The sequence below is a fragment of the Paenibacillus sp. MT86 genome, assembly GCF_058792535.1.
The window spans coordinates 4,047,891-4,069,552 of sequence record NZ_CM179499.1; the positions used below are offsets into that span (position 1 = coordinate 4,047,891).

18 protein-coding genes are annotated in these 21,662 nt (G+C 51.5%); 8 read left to right on the forward strand and 10 right to left on the reverse strand.

All coding sequences use genetic code 11. The annotated features are described in order from the left end of the window. On the reverse strand, positions 1 to 2,154 hold the full coding sequence (gene nirB, locus AC3RCL_RS17885) for a nitrite reductase large subunit NirB (protein WP_492531126.1): 2,154 nt from the start codon (positions 2,152 to 2,154) through the stop codon (positions 1 to 3). A 437-nt stretch (positions 2,155 to 2,591) separates the two neighbouring features. Here nirB and AC3RCL_RS17890 point away from each other — a divergent pair, with 437 nt between their 5' ends. Further along, on the forward strand, positions 2,592 to 3,818 hold the full coding sequence (locus tag AC3RCL_RS17890; protein WP_096773461.1) for a nitrate/nitrite transporter: 1,227 nt from the start codon (positions 2,592 to 2,594) through the stop codon (positions 3,816 to 3,818). Between the two features lie 132 nt (positions 3,819 to 3,950). Here AC3RCL_RS17890 and AC3RCL_RS17895 read toward each other — a convergent pair whose 3' ends face one another. The 3 genes from AC3RCL_RS17895 to AC3RCL_RS17905 all read right to left on the reverse strand — a co-directional run bounded on the left by AC3RCL_RS17895 (position 3,951) and on the right by AC3RCL_RS17905 (position 5,879). Beyond that, the gene (locus AC3RCL_RS17895; RefSeq protein ID WP_096773521.1) at positions 3,951 to 4,334 is read right to left on the reverse strand and encodes a hypothetical protein; all 384 of its coding nucleotides are present in this window, start codon (positions 4,332 to 4,334) and stop codon (positions 3,951 to 3,953) included. A 61-nt stretch (positions 4,335 to 4,395) separates the two neighbouring features. Next, complete coding sequence (locus tag AC3RCL_RS17900) at positions 4,396 to 4,956, reverse strand: VanZ family protein (RefSeq protein ID WP_492531129.1); 561 nt, start codon at positions 4,954 to 4,956, stop codon at positions 4,396 to 4,398. Next, complete coding sequence (locus AC3RCL_RS17905) at positions 4,953 to 5,879, reverse strand: M15 family metallopeptidase (protein WP_332294265.1); 927 nt, start codon at positions 5,877 to 5,879, stop codon at positions 4,953 to 4,955. The genes AC3RCL_RS17900 and AC3RCL_RS17905 overlap by 4 nt, the downstream gene beginning before the upstream one ends. Positions 5,880 to 6,072: 193 nt before the next feature. Here AC3RCL_RS17905 and AC3RCL_RS17910 point away from each other — a divergent pair, with 193 nt between their 5' ends. Both AC3RCL_RS17910 and AC3RCL_RS17915 read left to right on the forward strand, forming a co-directional pair. Continuing rightward, a complete protein-coding gene (locus tag AC3RCL_RS17910; protein ID WP_492531131.1) occupies positions 6,073 to 7,809 on the forward strand; it encodes an ABC transporter ATP-binding protein in 1,737 nt (578 codons plus the stop codon). Continuing rightward, complete coding sequence (locus AC3RCL_RS17915) at positions 7,802 to 9,649, forward strand: ABC transporter ATP-binding protein (RefSeq protein ID WP_492531133.1); 1,848 nt, start codon at positions 7,802 to 7,804, stop codon at positions 9,647 to 9,649. The genes AC3RCL_RS17910 and AC3RCL_RS17915 overlap by 8 nt, the downstream gene beginning before the upstream one ends. A gap of 101 nt (positions 9,650 to 9,750) precedes the next feature. Here AC3RCL_RS17915 and AC3RCL_RS17920 read toward each other — a convergent pair whose 3' ends face one another. After that, on the reverse strand, positions 9,751 to 10,563 hold the full coding sequence (locus tag AC3RCL_RS17920; protein WP_492531135.1) for a sugar phosphate isomerase/epimerase family protein: 813 nt from the start codon (positions 10,561 to 10,563) through the stop codon (positions 9,751 to 9,753). A gap of 98 nt (positions 10,564 to 10,661) precedes the next feature. After that, entirely contained in the window at positions 10,662 to 11,279 is a 618-nt protein-coding gene (locus AC3RCL_RS17925) for a LysE/ArgO family amino acid transporter (protein ID WP_492531137.1), read from the reverse strand. 145 nt (positions 11,280 to 11,424) lie between these two features. On the opposite strand from AC3RCL_RS17925, the gene pdxR reads away from it, so the two are divergent. The 5 genes from pdxR to qoxD all read left to right on the forward strand — a co-directional run bounded on the left by pdxR (position 11,425) and on the right by qoxD (position 17,772). After that, the gene (pdxR, locus tag AC3RCL_RS17930; RefSeq protein ID WP_492531139.1) at positions 11,425 to 12,873 is read left to right on the forward strand and encodes a MocR-like pyridoxine biosynthesis transcription factor PdxR; all 1,449 of its coding nucleotides are present in this window, start codon (positions 11,425 to 11,427) and stop codon (positions 12,871 to 12,873) included. Positions 12,874 to 13,878: 1,005 nt separating this feature from the next. Further along, a complete protein-coding gene (qoxA, locus tag AC3RCL_RS17935) occupies positions 13,879 to 14,883 on the forward strand; it encodes a cytochrome aa3 quinol oxidase subunit II (protein WP_492531141.1) in 1,005 nt (334 codons plus the stop codon). A gap of 63 nt (positions 14,884 to 14,946) precedes the next feature. Next, entirely contained in the window at positions 14,947 to 16,890 is a 1,944-nt protein-coding gene (gene qoxB, locus AC3RCL_RS17940; protein WP_009589459.1) for a cytochrome aa3 quinol oxidase subunit I, read from the forward strand. After that, positions 16,887 to 17,483 (forward strand): cytochrome aa3 quinol oxidase subunit III, encoded by a 597-nt coding sequence (qoxC, locus tag AC3RCL_RS17945; RefSeq protein WP_009589471.1) that lies wholly within the window; start codon positions 16,887 to 16,889, stop codon positions 17,481 to 17,483. The genes qoxB and qoxC overlap by 4 nt, the downstream gene beginning before the upstream one ends. A gap of 1 nt (position 17,484) precedes the next feature. After that, positions 17,485 to 17,772: a cytochrome aa3 quinol oxidase subunit IV gene (qoxD, locus tag AC3RCL_RS17950; RefSeq protein WP_009589381.1), complete on the forward strand. Its 288-nt coding sequence runs from the start codon at positions 17,485 to 17,487 to the stop codon at positions 17,770 to 17,772. A gap of 281 nt (positions 17,773 to 18,053) precedes the next feature. Here qoxD and AC3RCL_RS17955 read toward each other — a convergent pair whose 3' ends face one another. From AC3RCL_RS17955 to AC3RCL_RS17970, 4 genes are all read right to left on the reverse strand, one after another. Further along, on the reverse strand, positions 18,054 to 19,223 hold the full coding sequence (locus tag AC3RCL_RS17955; RefSeq protein ID WP_492536400.1) for a cell wall-binding repeat-containing protein: 1,170 nt from the start codon (positions 19,221 to 19,223) through the stop codon (positions 18,054 to 18,056). Positions 19,224 to 19,296: 73 nt separating this feature from the next. Continuing rightward, positions 19,297 to 20,550: a DHH family phosphoesterase gene (locus AC3RCL_RS17960; RefSeq protein ID WP_492531144.1), complete on the reverse strand. Its 1,254-nt coding sequence runs from the start codon at positions 20,548 to 20,550 to the stop codon at positions 19,297 to 19,299. A 172-nt stretch (positions 20,551 to 20,722) separates the two neighbouring features. Further along, on the reverse strand, positions 20,723 to 21,061 hold the full coding sequence (locus tag AC3RCL_RS17965) for an antibiotic biosynthesis monooxygenase (RefSeq protein ID WP_492531146.1): 339 nt from the start codon (positions 21,059 to 21,061) through the stop codon (positions 20,723 to 20,725). Between the two features lie 150 nt (positions 21,062 to 21,211). Beyond that, entirely contained in the window at positions 21,212 to 21,601 is a 390-nt protein-coding gene (locus tag AC3RCL_RS17970) for a rhodanese-like domain-containing protein (protein WP_015734771.1), read from the reverse strand. Positions 21,602 to 21,662 lie beyond the last annotated feature (61 nt).

Here is a 21,662-nt window from a genome sequence, read left to right on the forward strand (position 1 = left end):
TTAACCCACTTGTGTCTTCCATTCCCGCCGAGACAGCATCTCTGCAAGCTCTCTTTGCAGATCGTGGTCCAGAACATGCTCCCGGATCGAAGTCACACCCGTACGTTCCACCCATTTCCACAACGGTTCCTCATACAAGCCGTTCTGCCGGTACCACTGCAAACAAGCGGATACGAGCTGTATTACATCTTCCTCACGTTCAGCAACGCCGATCAATTGTCCTTCACGGACAGGGTGGACCGCATGACCGCCGAGATAAACCTCCCAACCTGCGGGCGAAGACGATATTCCGATCCCCTGAACCAGTATGCTGACGGACGATGCTAGACGATCGGACACCCCTGCATGTACAGGATAAGGCAGCGATACCTCTTGCCATCGAAGGCGAAGCCATTCTCCAATGCGCCGAATGCCTGCCGCCTCCATCCTCGAGCCTTCCGTGTCTTCCATCCATACCTGAACGCCTTGGTAGAGTCCATGATCCGCTTCGGAGACATCATGCCAAGTCTTCCGAACCGGTTCATCACCGTTCCCTATCCCCGTCATTTCAAGGTAATAACGCAGGGCTGGCCGACAGACTATGCATCCGCCCGGCTTCTTCCAGCCCTGTTGGAGCATGAAATCCGATATCGTATGACAGCCTTGACTCACCGCATGGGTAATCGCTTGCTTCAATGAGGAGTGCCCCAGCTTCGTGCATTCACATACGGGAATCTCGCCTTGCGTTATGGCCGCCCTCTGCGAAGCCCTCTTTTTGCCGCTTCGCGCATGTTTGACCAGGGCATCCACCATTGGCCGGCAGCCGCCGCACGAACCGGATGCCCTGGTCAGCTGCTTAACTTCATCCGTGCTTTGGAGATTGCGATCGGTAACGGCCTGCATGATCTCCGCTTTGCTCACGCCGTTGCAAGCACACACCGTTTCATGATCCGGGAGCGTCTGTGCAGCTGCTTCCGCCGAGCTTACAATGCCTTCTTGCGGGATAAGCTCCGAGACAGCCGTGCCCTTCTTCACCATGGACAACAGCGCGGAACCCTCAGTCGTGTCTCCGAACAGAATGGCACCCGTAACCCTGCCTTTGTGCATAATCACTTTTTTGTACGTACGGCTTACGGCATCGTATTGCTGAATGGCGGTTTCCGCATCGATCCCCGATATCGCGCCGGCCGAAAATACATCCACACCCGAGACTTTTAGCTGGGAATAAGGAATCGAACCGACATAAGGTTCGGCCTGCCTGCCGCAGATAACCCGGGCAAGCACCTTTCCTTGCTCATACAGGGGAGCGATTAGGCCGTAACTAATCCCCCGGTGCTCCGCGCATTCACCCACCGCATAAATATTCGGCTCACTTGTCCTCATGTAGTCATCCACCAGGATAGCCCGCCCCGTCAGCAGACCGCTTCTCTGGGCCAGCTCCACGTTAGGCCTGATCCCTACGGCAAGCACCACTACATCCGCATCAAGCCGAGTTCCGTCGATAAACCGAAGACCCTGCGCCCTTGTTCGGCCAACGATTCGCGTGGTATCCATCGCCAAGTGGAATCGCATCCCTTGGCTTTCGAGCTCCCGCTGCAGCATATGGGCTGCCGTCCGGTCCAGCTGCCGGTTCATGATGTAAGGGGCATTATGAACCACATGGGTTTCCATGCCGAGATGGAGAAGTCCCCGGGCAGCCTCCAACCCCAGCAATCCCCCGCCAATGACGGCCGCTTTTGTGTAGACCTTGGACATTTCGGTCATTTTCGTGCAATCATCCACCGTCCGAAATGAAAGGACGCCTTCCTTATCCGTCCCGGGGATAGGCGGAACGAAAGGGGATGAGCCTGTTGCCAGAATTAATGCATCATAACCTTCCCGTTTACCGGAGACAGTCTCGATGCAGCGGGCTTTGACATCGATATGATGAACGGCTTCACCGGTCAATAACCGGATGCCATGCCGCTCATACCAAGACCAGTCGTTCAGGATAATATCCTGGAGGGAATGTTCGCCTTGAAGAACTTTGGACAACAGAACCCGATTATAGTTGGGGCGAGGTTCGGCGCCGAATATCGTAATATCGAAAAGCTCCGGCCCAAGCTGGAGTATTTCCTCTACGCACCGTATCCCTGCCATTCCATTTCCGACAACAACGAGCTTCTTTCTCTTCATGAATTACCTCCACTCTACCCTTGTCACTTTCATGTAAGAAAATACGAAACGCCCTTTCCCTGGGAGCAGGAAAGGGCGTCATTGCCATCAAAACCGGCACATCCTTGTGCCATATTGGTATTCGTAACATACATCTAGCTTAGTTGACGAAATTCGATATGTCAATATATGTGACATAAATTCATCGGAATTTTAATAGTTAATAATTATTCGTTTTTTTGTGTGATGTATATTGACATTTATTTGACCTGTTATCTATAATGTGAATCAGCAAAATCATATATTTCACAGACGGAAGACACAATGACGTGTCTGCGTCTTGGGCAACGAGGCCGCAAGTCGTTCTGCAATGGGCGAATTGCGGCCTTTTTATGCCTGCATCTGGAGATCCGCACCAGGTATAGAGAACGTACACATTTGGATAAGGAGCGATAACTATGGAGAAGAAAGGATTTTGGCAAAGCGGGCACAAGCCCTCCCTGTTCGGTGCTTTTTTGTATTTCGATATCAGCTTCATGATATGGGGCATGCTCGGACCGCTTGCGGTAGTCATTGCCGGAGATTATCCGATGGATCCGGTGCAGAAGGCAAATCTGGTGGCACTTCCCGTTCTGGGCGGCTCGATACTTCGGCTCGTACTAGGTTTCCTTGCCGATCGCATCGGCCCGAAGCTAACGGCTCAGATCGGGATGATCGTCACGCTGGTCCCTCTTTTGCTTGGCTGGTTATGGGTAGATTCCCTTGATCAATTATACGTCGTTGCGATTCTTCTCGGCGTCGCGGGAGCTTCTTTCGCCGCAGCACTTCCCCTTGCGGGACAGTGGTATCCCAAAGAACATCAAGGCCTGGCGATGGGAATCGCCGGAGCCGGGAACAGCGGCACCGTTCTGGCGACCCTGTTCGCCAACCGGCTGGCGCAGCATTTCGGAAGCTGGGAGATTGTCTTCGGACTTGCCATCATTCCCATTGTATTGGTCTTCATCTACTTCTCGCTGTTTGCCCGCAACAGTCCGAATCGGCCTGCCCCCAAACGGCTGTCCGAATATGGCAATGTGTTAAAACAGCGCGATGCTTGGGTATTCTGTGCCCTGTACTGCGTGACGTTTGGCGGCTTTGTCGGGCTCGCCAACTATTTAACGATCTTCTTCAACACCCAGTATGGCCTTTCCGCGGTTCAGGCTGCGGACATTACAACGATCTGCGTCATAGCAGGGAGCTTCTTCCGTCCTGTAGGCGGCTTTCTGGCCGATCGTATCGGCGGCTCGCGAATGCTGATGTTTCTCTATGCCGGAGCTGCCATTATGCTGATCGGCGTCTCCTTCTTGCCGCCGCTATGGCTTGTCGTCTCGCTGCTGTTTATCGGCATGATGTGCCTGGGCGCGGGGAATGGTTCCGTATTTCAGCTTGTCCCTCAACGGTTTGCCGGCGAGATCGGCCTGGTTACCGGGATTGTCGGGGCTGCCGGAGGCTTGGGCGGCTACGCGCTTCCGCTGATATTGGGTCGATTGTACCAAGCGACAGGCTCATACACCGCCGGGTTCATCATTCTGAGCTTCATTGCCGCCGCATCGCTGGCCCTTACGATTGTGATGCAGCTGAAATGGCGGCGCAGCTGGCTCCGCGGCGTGCCATCCGGCGCGCAGACCGGATCGGCCGAGGCGTGAGAGAAAGCGAGATCCATGTTAACGCTGCGACCGTTTCACGGCATATTGCCATAGAAACGGTCGATTAGCGGGCACCCAAGCAAAAAAAGCATCTTATCGATGCTTTTTTTGTTTGGGATAACGGCCATGCCATCAGTCAGCTAAATTCACGACGTCATGCTGAACCGAAATTCTGACAAAATAACGATTCGGCCATATCTTGGTTGTCACCACGACATCCTGGTCATCCTTTTCAAAAAAATAGCCGGAGCCCTCTTGCATAACATAATGCCAATCCTCGCGCTGCATCCGCTCCTTAATCATTTCAGCCGGTTGCCTCATCTTCGTAAGATACAGTCCATGGCCGTTCGAAGGATCATCAATCTTTACGACGGATTTGTCGGTGGTATGAAGCGAATACATCAGTTTGATATTATTCCAACCGATCGAATGGATATATAATGCGATATTTATGACGAACATGACAAAGACCAATCCGATGGAACCGAACAAGATCCTTTTCCAGCGTTTATTCACGATCATAACCACCGCCTTTATAGATATGTCTTCAACGTCAAATCGGTACTCATCATCAGGTTCAAGATGAGGCCTCTTGCTTCTTCGCCCCCGATAACAGCTTGCCCTTCCCGCCTCTACCCTCATCAATATGGGATTGTTTTTCCGATAAGGTTAGTTTTAAGACGAGGACCATGGAACAGCCTATCACCCCGCCAGCCGTATTCAGGATTAAATCGTCCACATCAAAGCTTCCCATCGAAAAGAGAATCTGCGAGCACTCCAGCCCAAGGCTTAGCCCGAAGGAAGTCACGAAAGCACCAAGCCATCCCATCCATTTGTTTTTCAGCAATACACTGACGAATATGCCATTGGGTATGAAAATCGCGATATTTCCGAACAGATTGATCACGTCATGCGGGCTCGAGAGTCGTTTCATATTTTGATGAATGGACTTAAACGGCGTAAAATTGGCAAATTGCAATCGATTCTGCATATATTCGGGATTATCCATCGAACGCTGCAGTTGATGCCACAGAAACGAAATGTTCACGTCGCCGAATTTGAACAGAATGATTTTGACCAGCACATATACATACAACGCATACAGCAATAATACCATCCATTTAGGCGTTAGTTTCATTCATTCTCATCCTTGCCGAGCTGCACCGTCACAATCATGCCATCGATGTTGTTGCCGGATATCTCATACTCGCTGCCGGCCGGAACTTCAATTTCCGTTTCTTTCGCCTGGACGGGTACGTACTCGATTTCGTAGGCCTTCCCGTTTACGGTTGCCTTATAGTTTTTTTTCTCCTTGAGAAAATCCAGATACTCTTCGAGCGTAAAATCCAGCTCGTGCATGATCATGCTGTGCGGAAGCCCAACATAACGAAAATGCCACGGCTCATACTGGATCCCTGTGACATCCGTCTTGTTCTGGGGGTATCTCAAAATGAATCCATGCGCCCAAGCATGCTTCTTCAGCCACTCGCCCTCCGGAGATTGATCGATCGCCTTCTGCGTAGATCCGATATCCATGGATAACCCGAGGTTATGTTCGCTGTAGCCTGGTGGCAATGCATAATCGGCACCTTTTTCGCGATATAACACCTCTTGTTCGCTCTCATCCCGGTACCCGCTGCTGATCATGAAGTGATTGACCCCGTCCTCTCCTGCTGCTTGGATCATATCGCCAAAACGCTCCGCCACAGTGCGCGATAAACGGATAGTGTTGTCAAGAACGACGTAACCATTCATTAAGTCTTGATCGTGAAACAAATTCACGATATCCGTCGGTACGGCTGCCGGATCCAGCGGGTGATCCTTGTTGACCAAAACCAGATTCCCCTGCGTTACTTGTTCATCTGTCACTGAGACCGTTTGAGCCGCTTTATTCCCATCGTTATCGTATTCTGATTGAGGATTCGCCTGCGCGTCGGAGCCAGCGTTCATATCCTGTTCCTTATGTGTTCCTTCGTTATCATTCGCGTTTGGCGTCTCCGTTAGTGCGGTCTCGCATCCGACCAACAGGAAGATCACGAGCAATATCAAACCCTTCTTCAATTTCAACAACTCCCTCTATCTTTGTCCCACCATCTTAAAGAATATAGTTTAAGGAAAAGTAGGGAAAAGTTAAAGTTTTTCTTAAGAGATGCGAATCCCTCCCAGGCTTTCGTTCTTTACCCTTTGACAAGGCTGAAGCCCATGGCTTACCTTGGTATTTAGACTAATAAGAATAAAGAAGGTGCCATTATTCTTGCTTAAACTATTTCGTTATTTACGTCCTCACTGGACAGCAGCCCTGCTTGCACCGCTGTTGATGCTGCTGGAGGTCGCCATGGATCTGCTTCAGCCCATGCTGATGGCCAGCATTATCGACCGCGGCGTCATGCAGAACGATACGGCACACATCCTCAGTACAGGGCTGCTCATGCTGGGAGCTGCAGCCATCGGGCTTCTTGGAGGTCTCGGGTGCACGATTTATTCTTCCATTGCTTCACAGCGTTTTGGCGCCGACCTTCGCCGGGATTTGTTCCGCAAAGTTCAGACCCTGTCTTTCCGCAATCTGGACGACATCTCAACCGGGTCGCTCATCACCCGGCTTACGAGCGATATCGTTCAGCTTCAGACGATGGTGCAGATGCTGCTGCGCATCTTCGTACGCTCACCGTTTCTTGCCATAGGAAGCATGATCATGGCGGTGATCATCAGCCCCAAGCTGGCCATCATTCTGGCTATTGCCGTTCCGTTGCTGTTCGTCGTGATGTTTTTCCTGATCCGGGCTACCCTGCCCTTGTTCGCCACCGTTCAGAAGAAACTCGATAAGGTGAATACGGTACTAAAGGAAAATTTCGCCGGAATCCGGGTCTCCAAGGCATTCGTGCGTGCCGGTTACGAGAAGGACCGATTTCATGATGCGAACCACGACTTCACGCAAGTTTCGGTAAAAACCCAGAGGATCGTTGCGCTCAACATGCCCATCCTGACCATGATTCTGAATGTCAGCATCGTGGCCGTCCTGTGGTTCGGCGGAAAGGATGCTATCGGCGGATCCTTTGAGGTCGGTAGCCTGGTAGCCTTTATAAACTATGTCACGCAGGTATTGTTCTCGGTTTCGTCCGTGGCCATGATGCTGGTAAGGATTTCTACGGCCAAGGTCTCCGCTGACCGTATTCAGGAGGTCATGCGTACAGAATCCGAAATTGTGAACAAGGTTCAACCGGCAACCGATGCGTACAAGCAAGGAGAGATCATGTTTGACCGCGTTACCTTTTCCTATAACTCGGAGATGCAGAAGCCCGTACTGCGCGACATCAGTTTCAAGGTTCGACCAGGACAGCATGTAGCCATTATGGGTGCAACAGGTTCGGGTAAAACCTCTCTGGTATCCCTGCTCCCCCGTCTGTACGATGTGACCTCCGGGCAGATACGAATCGACGGAACCGATGTGAGGAGAATGGAGCTGTCCGCTTTGCGCGAACGAATCGGCATCGTCCTGCAAGAATCCATCCTTTTTACAGGCACTATAAGGGACAACATCCGCTACGGGAAACCGGACGCTTCCGATGAAGAAGTAATGGCCTCGGCTAAAGCTGCCCAAGCGCATGATTTCATTACTTCCATGCCGGATGGCTACGATACCGTGCTTGGACAACGCGGCGTGAACCTGTCCGGCGGACAGAAACAGCGGATATCCATTGCGCGGGCATTATTGCTTCAACCCGCCATTCTGATTCTTGATGACAGCACCAGCGCCATCGATACGGGAACGGAGTCGCGGCTTCGGAAAGAGCTGGCCCGTCTGATGAAAGACCGGACCTGCCTTATGATAGCCCAGCGGATCTCATCCGTGATCGACGCCGACCTGATATTGGTGCTGGATGACGGGGAATTGATCGCGAAAGGCACGCACAGCGAGCTGCTTGCTTCCTGTGAAGTATATCAGGACATTTATCGATCGCAATTCGGCAAGGAGGTGACTTCTCATGGCTAAACCGAATCAGGATTCCAAGCATGCCCGTCATACCGACGGTCCGGACCTTAGCATGCGAGGCGGCAACGCCATCCGCGGAATGACAATAGCCAAAGCCAAGCCGAAACATACGATGGATACGATACGCCGGATATGGAGCTATATCCGTCCGTTCAAAGGCGGCATGATGGCTGTTTTCGTATTCACGCTTATAACGACGCTGCTCTCACTGATGGCCCCTTATCTGCTGGGGAATGCCGTGGATCATTACATCATCCCGGGAGACATCAGAGGACTCGTGGGGTTATGTGCGATACTCCTTGCCGTTTATGCAGGCACCGCGCTCACGGCATGGCTTCAGCAGCATGTCATGGTGAAAGTCTCCCAGCTGTCCATTCTGGCCATGCGGCGAGATATCTTTGCAAGGCTTCAGGTCCTGCCGCTCCGCTTCTTCGACAGCAAGACGCACGGCGAATTGATGAGCCGCACGACCAATGATATCGAGAATGTCTCCGGTACGTTGAACCAGAGCGTAACCCAGCTCATCTCAAGCGTTCTGTCCCTGATCGGATCGCTTGCCATCATGCTGTACCTGAACGTGTGGCTTACACTGCTCAGCATGGTGACCATTCCGCTCGTCATGCTGTTCACGAAGACGGTGGCAAGCCGGACAAGGAAGCATTTTTCCAAGCAGCAAAGCTTGCTGGGTGAGCTTAACGGATTCATTGATGAGACCGTTTCGGGCCAAAAGGTCGTGCAGGTCTATCGCCGCGAACGGCATGCCGCTGCCCAGTTTGATGACATGAACAAAAAGCTGACCGACGCCAGCATCCATGCCCAGATCTATTCGGGCACGGTCGGTCCGGTTATGAACGTGCTGAATAACGTCAGTTTTGCCTTGATTGCAGCGGTTGGCGGCTACATGGCTTTCAAGGATTTCACAACCGTCGGGGTCGTCGTTGCGTTTCTGAATTATTCGAAGCAGTTTCAACGGCCTTTGAACGATCTGGCGAACCAGTTCAACCTGGTGCAGTCCGCGGTTGCCGGGGCAGAACGGGTCTTTGAGATTATCGATACGGAGTCCGAATACCAAGGCAATGAACAGACGAAAAAAGCGGACGATATGTATGGCGAGGTACGATTTGACCATGTGTCCTTCAGTTATAAGGAAGGCGTCCCGATTCTGAGGGATGTTTCGCTTACCGCCCGGCCGGGTGAGACCGTTGCCCTCGTCGGCCCGACAGGCGCCGGCAAAACCACCATTATCAATCTTCTCACCCGCTTTTATGAGATTGATGATGGCGTAATCACCATAGATGGCAGCGATATCCGCCAACTGGATAAGGACAGTCTGCGCAGTCAGCTGGGGATCGTGCTTCAGGATGCTTATGTATTCTCGGCATCGATCCGGGAGAACATTCGTTATGGCCGGCTGGATGCCTCGGACCAAGAGATCGAAACCGCCGCCAAGCTTGCCAATGCGCATGACTTCATCATGAAGCTGCCCGACGGCTATGATACGAAGCTCCTGTCGGGCGGCGGCAACCTGAGCCAGGGCCAGCGGCAGCTCTTGACGATCGCTCGCGCCGTGCTTGCCGATCCCGTTATTCTGATTCTCGACGAGGCAACCAGCAGCATCGATACCCGAACCGAGATGCATATTCAAACCGCCATGCGCGCCCTGATGCAAGGCCGGACCAGCTTTGTCATCGCCCATCGTCTAAGCACGATCCGCGAGGCCGACCAGATTCTTGTCATGAATCATGGCGGAATCGCGGAGCGCGGCACACATGCAGAGCTGCTGGCCAAGCGCGGCTTCTACTACGAGTTGTACAACAGCCAATTTAAGCTGACCAGCTAACGGGTATTGAAAGTTTTCTTATGCTGCAACCCGCAAAATCATACGAGGACCGATTCTCTAGAATCGGTCCTGTTTTTTTATCCTTATGCGAAAACATCATCTCATTCTTGTACGACTCGACCGGCATTGCTCACGATCCGCTTCACTGCCCCAACGATCCATTCCATCTCCACGTATTGGTTGCCCGGCGCGTTGTATTCGACGCCCCAATATCCCCGATAGCCCCCGGCAAGCAGGCTGCGCACCTTCTCCTCCGCATCGGGATGAACCGCGGTCTTCGCATCGAAATGCGTATGCACCGTCCACGGGGCAACCATCTCGTCGCCTTCCGCCTCATCCGCCCTCCATCTTCCTAGGTGAAGCAGGAAACCAAATGCCGGATGCCGGACTTCCTCCGCAATCCGCTTCATTTCCCGTGGGAGGAGGGAGGCGCCCATATGGTTTTCCGGGCCTACCGTATAACCGTTATCCCCTGCACGCTCCGCCAATTCCCGATAGCGCTTAACCAGATATTCGAATTGTTCGTCCGGCATCGGCTCCGCTTCTTTATAACCGCCGCCGGTGTCGATCCGCACCGTTTCGGCCCCCAAAATTTCTGCGGCATCCAGATGGGCAAGCGCATTGTCATACAACTTCTCCCGCATTTCAGGGTCGGGATCCCATAGGTGAGCCCCATCAACAGCAAAGTTAACCACGCTCATCTCCTTCTCATCCAGCGCTTCCCTGATTTTACGTATGTAGCTTTCGTCGGCGAGCTTGTATATGGGGCCGCTTCGATCGATGAAAAAACCGTTCCACAAATCAACCGCATCCATTCGGTAGCGATACTTCACCGTCTCCAAATAACCGAACACATCCATTTTGCCGTCGAGAAACGTGTTATAAAAAGAATAGCCGCCAATCGAAATGTTCATCGCATTGCCTCCTCCTATTCCCGGGTTACATACAAACTTACCACATTTTCCATCCATTAATTAGCATAAATTCTCAGTTCCTTCTACATTTCTCCTCACTAGGTTTGAACCAATCGAAGCACGAGATAAGCGGCCGTCCCCCACATAATCACCGCCGATATTCGGTTCAGCGCGGACAGCAGCCTGCCTGACGGATCCATCCTTCCCGCGGCCCTGCCGGCAATTCCGAGTCCCAGAAACCACAACCAGGAGACGGCGATGCATACAACGGTAAAAATCATTTTGTCCGCCCCTTCATATTGAAGCGAGCTCGTGCCGATGACGCCCATCGTGTCCAGAACGGCATGGGGATTTAGCAGCGACACGGACATGGCAAATACGATTTGCTTCTTGGGAGAGAACGAACGAGCGCTTTCCGGGTCCTGACCTGAAGGCTTACTCCTCCACGTCGCCGCTCCCATATAGACCAGGAAGCAGATTCCCAATGTAAATAACGTCAATTTGATCCATTCATATTCCAAAACGATCACGGATACGCCCAACACCGCCAATGAAATCAGCAGCGTATCGCATAACGATGCGGTAATAATGACGGGCAGCGCCCTAATAAACCGGGGTTGGACGACACCTTGATTAAATACGAACACATTCTGCACACCCAAGGGAAGAATTAGGCCAATAGCCAGAATGAATCCATGAAGTATAACGCCTATCATTTGAAAGCAAACCTCCAGTACATATTTTCACCATTGTAATGGAGGTGCTTGACTGCGTCTCCAACCAATTGGTTGGTATTCGACCCAACCAATGATGTAAACTGGGCATAATACTATAGAAACGTTGTCAGAAAGCAGGTTGTCCATGACAGAAGAATGGAAATTGAATAAAGCTTCCGAAGTGCCCCTGCATCAGCAAATTTATGATCACATAAAGAGCCGAATCATGAACGGGGAATGGCCTGTCGGAACCCGACTTCTCCCGCAGAGGGAGCTTGCCGCCAAATTTCAAGTCAACCGCAGCACCATCGTTTATGCCTTGGGTGAGCTTGCGGCTGACGGTTTCATAGAATCCCGGGTGGGACAAGGCACGGTTATTGTGAACAATACTTGGAGCGTATTGGCCGCCACGCCCCCGCCTGATTGGAATCAATACGTGAAATCCGGCTCCTACCAGCCGAACATCCATATGATCCAGCAGATCAACCGTGCGGAAACCGATCCCGAAGTGATCCGACTCGGTACTGGCGAGCTTTCGCCTGAGCTCCTCCCGACCGCCCAAATGCGGGAGACGTTTAACGGCAGCATGTCCAGCCGTTTCACTTTGGGATATTCGGAACCGAAAGGCAGCCTATACTTAAGGGAAATCATCAGCGATTATTTGAATAAGAAGGGGATATCCGCCTCTCCTTCTTCCATTCTTATCGTCTCCGGCGGGCTGCAGGGCTTGCAGCTTATTTCCCTGGGGCTGCTGCATCACGGTTCCGCCATCCTGGTGGAGAATCCCACTTACCTGAACTCGATTCATGTATTCCAGTCGGCTGGTATGCATTTGCACGGCATCCCGATGGATGCCAAAGGGATCAGAACGGAATCTATCGGAAGGCTCAAGCGTCAGCACAGAGCCGCCCTGCTCTACACGATCCCTGCCTTTCATAACCCTACCGGCACGATGATGTCTTCCGACAGACGGACGGAGCTGTTGCAAATCTGTGCCCAAGAAAGATTGCCCGTCATCGAGGATGATGTGTATGGCGATTTATGGTTGGATACTCCCTCTCCGCCCCCTTTGAAAGCTTCGGATAAACAAGGACTCGTGCTCTATATGGGCAGCATGTCCAAAACCCTCGGGCCCGGTCTGCGCATCGGATGGGTCGTCGGGCCGGAGCCTGTCATCGATCGGCTGTCCGACATTAAAATGCAGACCGATTACGGGTCCAGCTCGCTGTCCCAGCATGCTGTCGCGGAGTGGCTCTCGAGCGGATCCTATGAGAAGCATCTCGTTCAGACCCGGGCAGAGCTGATGAAACGCAGAGACTTTACGCTGTCGTTGCTGGAACGATATTTTCGAGATATTGCCCACTGGAATAAACCCCAAGGCGGATTTTATGTTTGGCTCCGCATCGCAAAGCCGATCTCCATTCGTACGTTATTCGAGCAGGCGTTGAAGGAAGGCCTGCTGCTCAATCCCGGAAATATTTATGACCGTAACGACCAGCAGCATCTGCGGTTATCTTTTGCCTACGCCTCCTACGATCAACTGGAGAAGGGACTTATTCGGCTTGCGGAGCTTATTCGCCTCCATGTGTTGTAAACAGCAAAAGCAAAGGGCTATTCCGAGGAATGCCGTACCCCCTCTGGATTAGCCCTTTCTTTATTCAGCGCGCCGTCATGTTATCGTTTATGCTTGCTTGCAGCCTACACATGACGCGCCGTTCCATCAGATTGATCCCAATGCCCATGCACAATACCCCGATGAGCAGCAATTAACCATGCTGAGAAGTCCGTCGAGCAAACTTTGCAGAACACTCACTTTCATCGAGTTCTCTCAGCTTTCATCGCAAATATCCTACGGGTTCGTTGCATCCGTACTCGCGGGTCCCAAGGAGATTACCGAAAATACCGACGTTGCGAGCAGTGTGACAAATAGCATTGCAGGCCTGGCGCGGAACAACGGCGCCAAAAAGAAGCCCGTGAAAAAAATGGCGCTGCTTCCCAATGGCCAAGGCAATGGATCCGGGTCAACATGCTGCAGCACAGGGACGAAGGCGCAAAGCCAGCTCAAAACAAGAAATAAAAACCATATCCAGAACGACCGCACCGGCTCCCCTCTCTTTCCTGTCAAGCGTTTCACAATTCCCAGCAAAATATCACGTTCCAATTTTTAGTTATATCATATCACAAGCGTCTTCGAGCCTTTTGGTTAAATAAGTAAACTGGAAATAAAAATCGAGTTCGATTTTATTGTGAAAAATTACACTTTCACGTCTAAACCCTTATCAGTACTGGGATTTATTCGGCAGGTTAAGGAGGTGAAACCAGTGAAAAACAGGCCCGGAATTGTGACGAAACTGGTAACTCTCGTGAATGTTTGAACAAAGTATGAACTGCCTCAAAACCGCGCCACTACAATGATCTCGCTCACAACCCTCCCCTTTTGTAACAAATTGAACACATAAAATTACATACATTGACACGAATATGGATTTATCTGTTATTTATACAAGTTTATGTGTTTTGCAAAGCCGACCGGAACTTTCTACTATAGATGTGTCAGTAACATTGAATCGAACGAACGTTTCAAGGAAAGGGGTACATCATGAACAAAAGAGGGCCGTTATTTGCATTGTTTATATGCTTTACCTTGCTCTTATCGGGCTGCAGCTCGCTCACGGTATTAGATCCGAAAGGACCGGCTGCCAGAACCCTATCCGATACAATCATATTCTCCATTCTCATGATGGTCGGAATCCTAGCGGTAGTTTACGCGCTCTATATCTACATGCTCACGAAATATCGAGCCAAGAAATCCAACGAAGGTTATGAACCGCCACATGAAGAGGGCAACAAATGGCTGGAGATTCTGTGGACTGCCATTCCGATCCTGATCGTTGCCGTGCTCTCGGTCGTAACCGTCAAAACGACGGTGGCCGTCGAGAACGTGCCTGAAGGCTACGAGAACCAAGAGCCTCTGGTCATTTATGCTTCCTCTTCGAACTGGAAATGGCATTTCAGCTATCCGGAAGAAGGAATCGAAACCGTCAATTACGTTAACATTCCGACCAATCGTCCGATCGAGTTCCGACTGTATTCGTTCGGTCCGATCACAAGCTTCTGGATCCCTCAGCTTCACGGACAGAAGTACGCGATGAGCGACATGATCACCAAGCTGAACATGGTTGCCGACGTACCGGGTTCGATGATGGGCCGTAACGCGAACTTCAACGGCGAAGGTTTTGCCCATATGGAGTTCGAAGCTCTTGCCATGACCTCTGCCGAGTATGATGAGTGGGTTCAGGATGTAAAGGATACGGCGCCTGAACTGAAGGAAGATGAGTTCAAGAAGCTTCTGGAGACCGCGCATGTCGGACGAATGACCTTCTCTAACACGCATCTGGAATTCAGCCCGCCGCCATCCGAAGACCATCATCATGGCGGTGACGTCAACGGCAATGAGGAGCATCAGGACCATAAAGACGTCCACCCGGATCCTGCAACAACGGAAGAAACGGAATTTGACAGCGAAACGAACGTGGATCCAAACGAACCGCTGCCGAACTTCCCGGCTGAAGAAAGCCCAAATCATCAACATGATGGACATTAAATCGGTGAGTGAAACGTTGTTCACCCGATCTACTTCATACATCCAGAAAGGAGCTAGGCCTTTATGAAATGGGACGAATTTTTCGTTACCGGTGATCCGTTAATTTACGGCGCCATGGTGAGTATCGTGCTCGTCTCGCTCGCAATCCTCTTCGGCTTGACCTATTACAAGAAGTGGGGATATATGTGGCGGGAATGGCTGACGACCGTGGATCACAAAAGAATTGGCGTCATGTACATCATCTGTGCATTGATCATGCTGTTCCGCGGGGGCGTCGACGCGATCATGATGCGTGCGCAGACCGCCGCACCGGAGATGAAGTTTCTGACCGGTCAGCATTATAATGAAGTATTCACGACTCACGGGGTCATCATGATCCTCTTTATGGCCATGCCGTTTATTTTCGGTCTGATGAACGTCATCGTTCCGCTCCAGATCGGTGCCCGTGACGTTGCATTCCCTAAACTGAACGCAATCAGCTTCTGGCTGTTCTTCGCCGGAGCGATGCTGTTCAACATTTCCTTCGTTATAGGAGGATCGCCTGATGCCGGCTGGTCCGCTTACTTCCCGCTGGCCAGTATCGAATTCAGTCCGACGGTCGGCAACAACTACTACTCTCTGTCGCTTCAGATTTCAGGGATTGGTACTTTGCTGACAGGCCTTAACTTTATCGTAACCATCCTGAAAATGCGCGCGCCGGGTATGACCCTGATGCGCATGCCAATGTTTACGTGGTCGGTATTGATCACTTGCGTCATCATTATCTTTGCTTTCCCTGTGCTTACGATTGCGCTTCTGCTTATGATGTTCGACCGCATCTTCGGCTCGCAATTCTTCACGATGGCCAACGGGGGTATGGATATGCTCTGGGCCAACCTGTTCTGGGTATGGGGTCACCCTGAGGTATATATCGTTATTCTGCCGGCATTCGGTATTTTCAGCGAGATCATCTCAGCGTTCTCCAAAAAGAACCTGTACGGTTACAGCTCCATGGTATTGAGTATGGCGATTATTTCCGGATTGTCCTTCCTGGTATGGGCCCACCATTTCTACACGATGGGTCAAGGGGCCATGGTCAACGGTTTCTTCTCCATCACGACGATGGCGATTGCCGTACCGACCGGGATCAAAATATTCAACTGGCTCTTTACGCTTCGCAAGGGCCGAATCAGCTTTACGACGCCGATGCTCTACTCGCTTGCCTTTATTCCGATCTTTACGATCGGCGGCGTAACCGGCGTCATGCTGGCGATGGCCAGTGCCGACTATCAGTATCACAATACGATGTTCCTGGTGGCCCACTTCCACTATGTGCTAATTCCAGGCGCCGTATTCGCCGTCATTGCCGGTTTCCACTACTGGTTCCCTAAAGTGTTCGGCTTCCGTCTGAACGAAAAGCTTGGCAAAATCGCATTCTGGTTCATTGCCATCTCATTTAACGTTACGTTCTTCCCAATGTTCTTCCTGGGACTTATGGGGATGACCCGCCGTACGTACACGTATTCGGCCGAGACCGGCTTTGGTCCGCTGAATATGCTGTCGATGGTCGGCGCTGTCGGACTGGCGATCGGATTCATCCTTCTGGTGTACAACATTTACTGGAGTACACGTTACGAGCCGCGCGACAAAACGGGAGATCCATGGGATGCACGATCACTGGAATGGTCGACGCCAAGTCCGGTTCCTGTTTACAACTTTGCGGTAACGCCGAAAGTCAAAGGCCGTGACGCCTTCTGGTTCTCCAAGAAAAACAACGAGCCGCTTTCGGACGAGAAAATCACGAAGATTCACATGCCAAGCAACACCGGAAAACCGTTTATACTGGGCATCGCCTTCTTCTTCCTGGGCTTCTTCCTGGTATTCAGCTGGTGGATTCCATCCATCGTTGCCGGTATCGCGGTATTGATTATTATGGCTACCATGTCCTTCGACCGTGATCACGGGTATTACATTCCGGTTGAAGAGATTGTTCAAACCGAACAGAAACTGCGGGGTGATACGGTATGAAAATAGATGCCACTCAGCCGCTGGAATATGGAACAGAGGAAAACCGCAATCGTATATTCGGCTTCTGGCTGTTCCTCGGAGCTGAAATTGCGCTCTTTGCTACCTTGTTTACCGTCTACTTCGTTCTCGTGAACCGCTTTGCCAGCGGTCCGAGCGGAGCGGAAATCTTTGAAATTACGCCGGTCCTGCTTGAGACGTTCCTGCTCTTAACGAGCAGCTTCACCATCGGTTTGGCTGTTCATGCGATGCGTCTGGGCCTGAAAAAGCAGATGATGATCTTCATGGTCATCACCCTGCTGCTGGGTGCGGGATTCCTCGGGATCGAGATCTTTGAATTCTTCACCTATGTTCATGAAGGAGTAACGCTCTCAACCAGCGCCTTCTCCTCCAGCTTGTTCACATTGCTTGGCACGCACGGAGCTCACGTAACCTTCGGTCTCCTGTGGGGAACCGCCATTCTGATTCAACTTAAAAAGCATGGACTGGATCATTCCACAGCCAACAAGTCCTTTATCTTCTCGCTCTACTGGCACTTCCTGGACGTTGTGTGGATCTTCATTTTCAGCTTCGTGTATCTGAAAGGACTGATGTGACATGTTAAAACAGCTGTTTCCAATTAAGCATGTAGCGGGTTATATATCGTCCCTCGTCCTTTCAGCTGTCGCGCTCGTCGTTCTGCTGGATATGCCGGCAGCTTCGAAAGTGGCCGTTCTGCTGGTCACCGCGATCCTGCAGGCAGCCGTTCAGCTTATGCTGTTCATGCACGTCGGCGAAAGCGAAGACAAAAAGTCCGTCTATATCAACATTGCGTTCGCCCTGTTCGTAGGGCTGGTTACCATCTTCGGAACGCTGTTCATCTTCATATGGGGCTGGTACGCTTAAGTCTCGCGAAAATCTGGGGTGAACGTGTACCGTCGATCATCGTTCGTTATCACGAACGTATGACCAATATCAAAGAGGGCGTCCCAAAAGATCCTGGATCTCGAGGGATACCCTCTTTTTTCTATTGAAGGTGCTGCAAGCGAATCATTCCCCTATCGTACTTCAAACATGCAAAAGAACCGTTTCTCGGAACTAGGGACGTGCGGCCCGCCAATTACGAGGAACGGTTTCTTTTTGCATTCCATATGCAGCTTCATCTGCCAATGCTATTTGCGGCTCCATCAATCATGTCCTGCAGGCGTATCCAGAATTTCATCAATCTCACTCTGGAGCTTGGTGGTCAGGGTCTGTTCATCTCCGATGATCCAGGCATGATTATAGGGAGTATCCACTTTGGTGGCGTCACTCTGTTGCCTGATCGAGTCAACATACTTCGTAATCGAGCGTGGCACTCCGTCGCGCTCCGTAAACAATAGAGGGGCGTGTTTACCCATATGGGACAATGGAGCGGCCGCAATGGACAATGCCGGCGAGTCCGGCCTCGAGAAGGAGAAACTGTATCCCGGCGATTGTACTCCCCAGCCAAAACCCGTCCCGGGATCATGATACTGGGCAAAATGAATGGCATTCTCATACGGATCGTCTCCGGCTATGCGCGTTACCTTCCCATATTGCCGCAGCTCGTCTTCAACGGCCTGGGACACCACCTTTTCAGGTCCGATGACGTAGATATTGGCCTTCCCGTTACGCTGCCTTAGGGCCTGCGCCGTCTCTTCGGGCACGTCCTTCTCGCTGACATACAGCATCGTTTCCGGCATATGGGCAATCCAGCTTACCGCGGGCAGCGTATAGTCGGGCCGTTCCATCGATCCGACAATAACCGAGGTCGGTACTGAACCGTTTACCCTGGAAGCATAGGCATCAATTGCTGCTGCAGCTTCCGCGGCTTCCCCGGCAGGAATGTGATCGGCCTTGTATTCAAGTCCGTTCAGCTCTTTCATCACCTGATCCGAGATCGGGCCGACGGTAATGATCTCAATCCCCTTGTTGTGCTCCGCCCCCCTCGGCTTCAGCCGTCTCAGCTCTTCCAAGGTTTCCTTCGGGATCCCCCCTTCTTCAACGAAGAGTAAAGGCCCCTCGCTAAGCTGCGTCAGATCGACGCTGACAGCCGCGATCGACCAGTGAGCCGAATCCACGAGGATCACGGTCTGCGGACGGCTGTGCACGTTCGTGGACTGCCACAGCGTCTTGGAAGTCAGTACGGCCGCACTTACTGGATCGGATGTATTCAACCGAATCGTGTTTTTCGTGGCGGACCAAGGTACGGGAACATCCTTCAGCAGTTCTTTGCTGTGAACCGCCGAGGGAATGGAGGGCTCGGAATGGCTCTGCGTTTGACTCCAAGCGAGGATACCTGCCGTCAGCAGGGCAAGGGCCCAGCCGGCGATCATTTTTTTCACCGAATATTCCTCCTGTCTTCACAATACAGCGCATCGTGCGAGATCATTCTTCCTGCTGATCGGTCTACAGATCTTCCATTAATTTCTCCTCATCCATATCCGGCGGCAAGCCTGGACGCTCATGGGTACGGTTTCGGATCCATTGTTCCTTCAGCATCTTCACAAATACGTCATCCCGGGACAACCAGACCCCGTACTGGCGCTTCATATGCCGCTCTGCTTCCTCGAACGACCTGAACCGGAATGGGAGAGGTTCTCCGTTCCACTCGATCACCCATTCCCCGGCATGGGCGTAAACAAACAGCAAATCCTCGCCCCAGCTTTCGTACAGCACGCCGGACTCGCTTCCTTTGATATTGAACTGATTGCGCGAAGCATCGAACCGGATCGGTTCCAGCTCAAACGAGTCCGCCGCAAACAATTGATACACATCCTCTGTTATGGTGCACCCCGCAGCCTTGGCATGGCCGCCACCGCCATACCGCATCGCCACTTCGGACACGTCCACATGATCATGAATGGTTCGAAGGCTCATTTTTCTTCCGCCCATATTCAGTATCGCGATGTAGTCAAGATGGGGATAGCTCGTTCCCAGCTCGCTGGCAAGCTCGGAATGATAGGATTCGGCGTAAACGATGCCGACGCAATGCTCCTCGACGAAGGTTTGAATGAGTTCCCGCTGCTTGCGGCGAATGTAACGCTCGATTTTATTCTCTTCCATGTCCAGGATTTTCTGTTCAAATTCATCAAAGAAGAAGCCCTCGTGCGATTCCCGGAGGCGCTCAGACATCTTGCTCTCGAATTCGTCCAGGGACAACATGTAGAACAAGTCATTCAAGCGCTTAGCCTCGATCTTGCCGCTCTCTTCCCATTCCCATGTATCATAGAGACGCACCAGCTCAACGAATTCGTCCAGCGCTTCGGTTCTGCCGAGATGTCCATGCTCGATTAAATATTCATAGAACAGCGAGGTTGCCGATGCCAAGCGGCCGTCCCGATGCGTTACATCCACTTGTCCCCAGCTGTGTTCATTGAGGTGGAGGGCGGTTTTATGGTGATCGATAAGCTGCACCTGTCCCCCCTCTTCGACAAACACGTTCAATTCCTTCTCGATGTCAGGAGAGACCGACAAATCCGTAATGAACAGCATATCGTATGGATTCTCCTGAACGGAGGTCCGGTTCAAATACCTTTCGACTTGTTGATTTAATCCGTGAATGGAGTTGTAACGGACATCGATTCCTTCACCGAAGGCGCATTTGGCGATGATGCCGCAGCCGACGCCATCCAAATCGTTATGGCTGTACAGATGATACATGGTTGACTTCCTCCCAGCAGAAGGTGGAATGATTAGTTGTTCTTGCCTTTCATCCCTTTACGGTTCCCTAAATTCCGTCGTTTTAACCCCTGTCAGCCCCTTAGAATCGACAAGGAAACTAAAAAAGAAGAAGCGGCTGCTGCAGCCGCTTCTTCTGGAATATAGAGAATGATTATGCCTGTTGAATCGGTCTCGGCCCTTTGGATGCCATGACCTCGTACATGCCGTGGCTGGAGCTGATGACATGCTCAGGCTGCGGCTTTCCGCGGTTGTCGCGGTGTCCTTGGATGTGCGCGGGACTGGTTTCCCAGCGTTTCCACGCTTCTTTCGACTCCCAGCGTATCATCACGATAACTTCTTCCGTTTCGTCGGTACGTTTCGCATTCTTCACAAGAACGTTCAGATCGATAAATCCTTCAATTTCTTCAATGGGTCCCGGCTTGCTGAAACGTTCCACGACCAGGTTGGAGGTGCCTGCTTTAACAATAATCGTTTTAGTCTCGATCAACATATCCATAAACACTCCCTTAGCGAAAATCTGCCTAATTAAACGAACTATATACCATTCTAAATGATAACGATTATCATTGTCAAACCATTAAAGCGTTCAACTTTTGCAAAAAAAAATCTGACCAGCATGAACCTGCTGATCAGATCGGGATCAATTCATCGATGCGCGCTGCACGGAATTGCACGCCGTGCAATCTTCCTGCAAATAAAAAAGCGAAGTAAAGCCGGCCTTCTTCAGCTTGCGCGCAGCCAGGATTCCATCCGAGCGCTTGGGCGTTACGATAACTACGGAATCATCGGGCTTGAGCTCCTTCTCCCACACATACGGCAACCTTCCAAGCGAGATGTTTATGGTCTCTTTCCTCGGACATTCCATGAATTCGGACACATCGCGTACATCAAGCACTTTCAGATTCGGGCATTCCTTCTGTGCCAGACGAAGATCACTGCACTTCATGAAGCGCAAACCTGTTATAGGTACATACCTCCGGTAGTAGAGACCGGATATAAAGATTATCAGTGCGGCAGATGCAATCAGCACGAAGCATTCCCCCATCAATATCATGTGTTTCAGCATGATGCATGGCGGTAAGATCACGGGC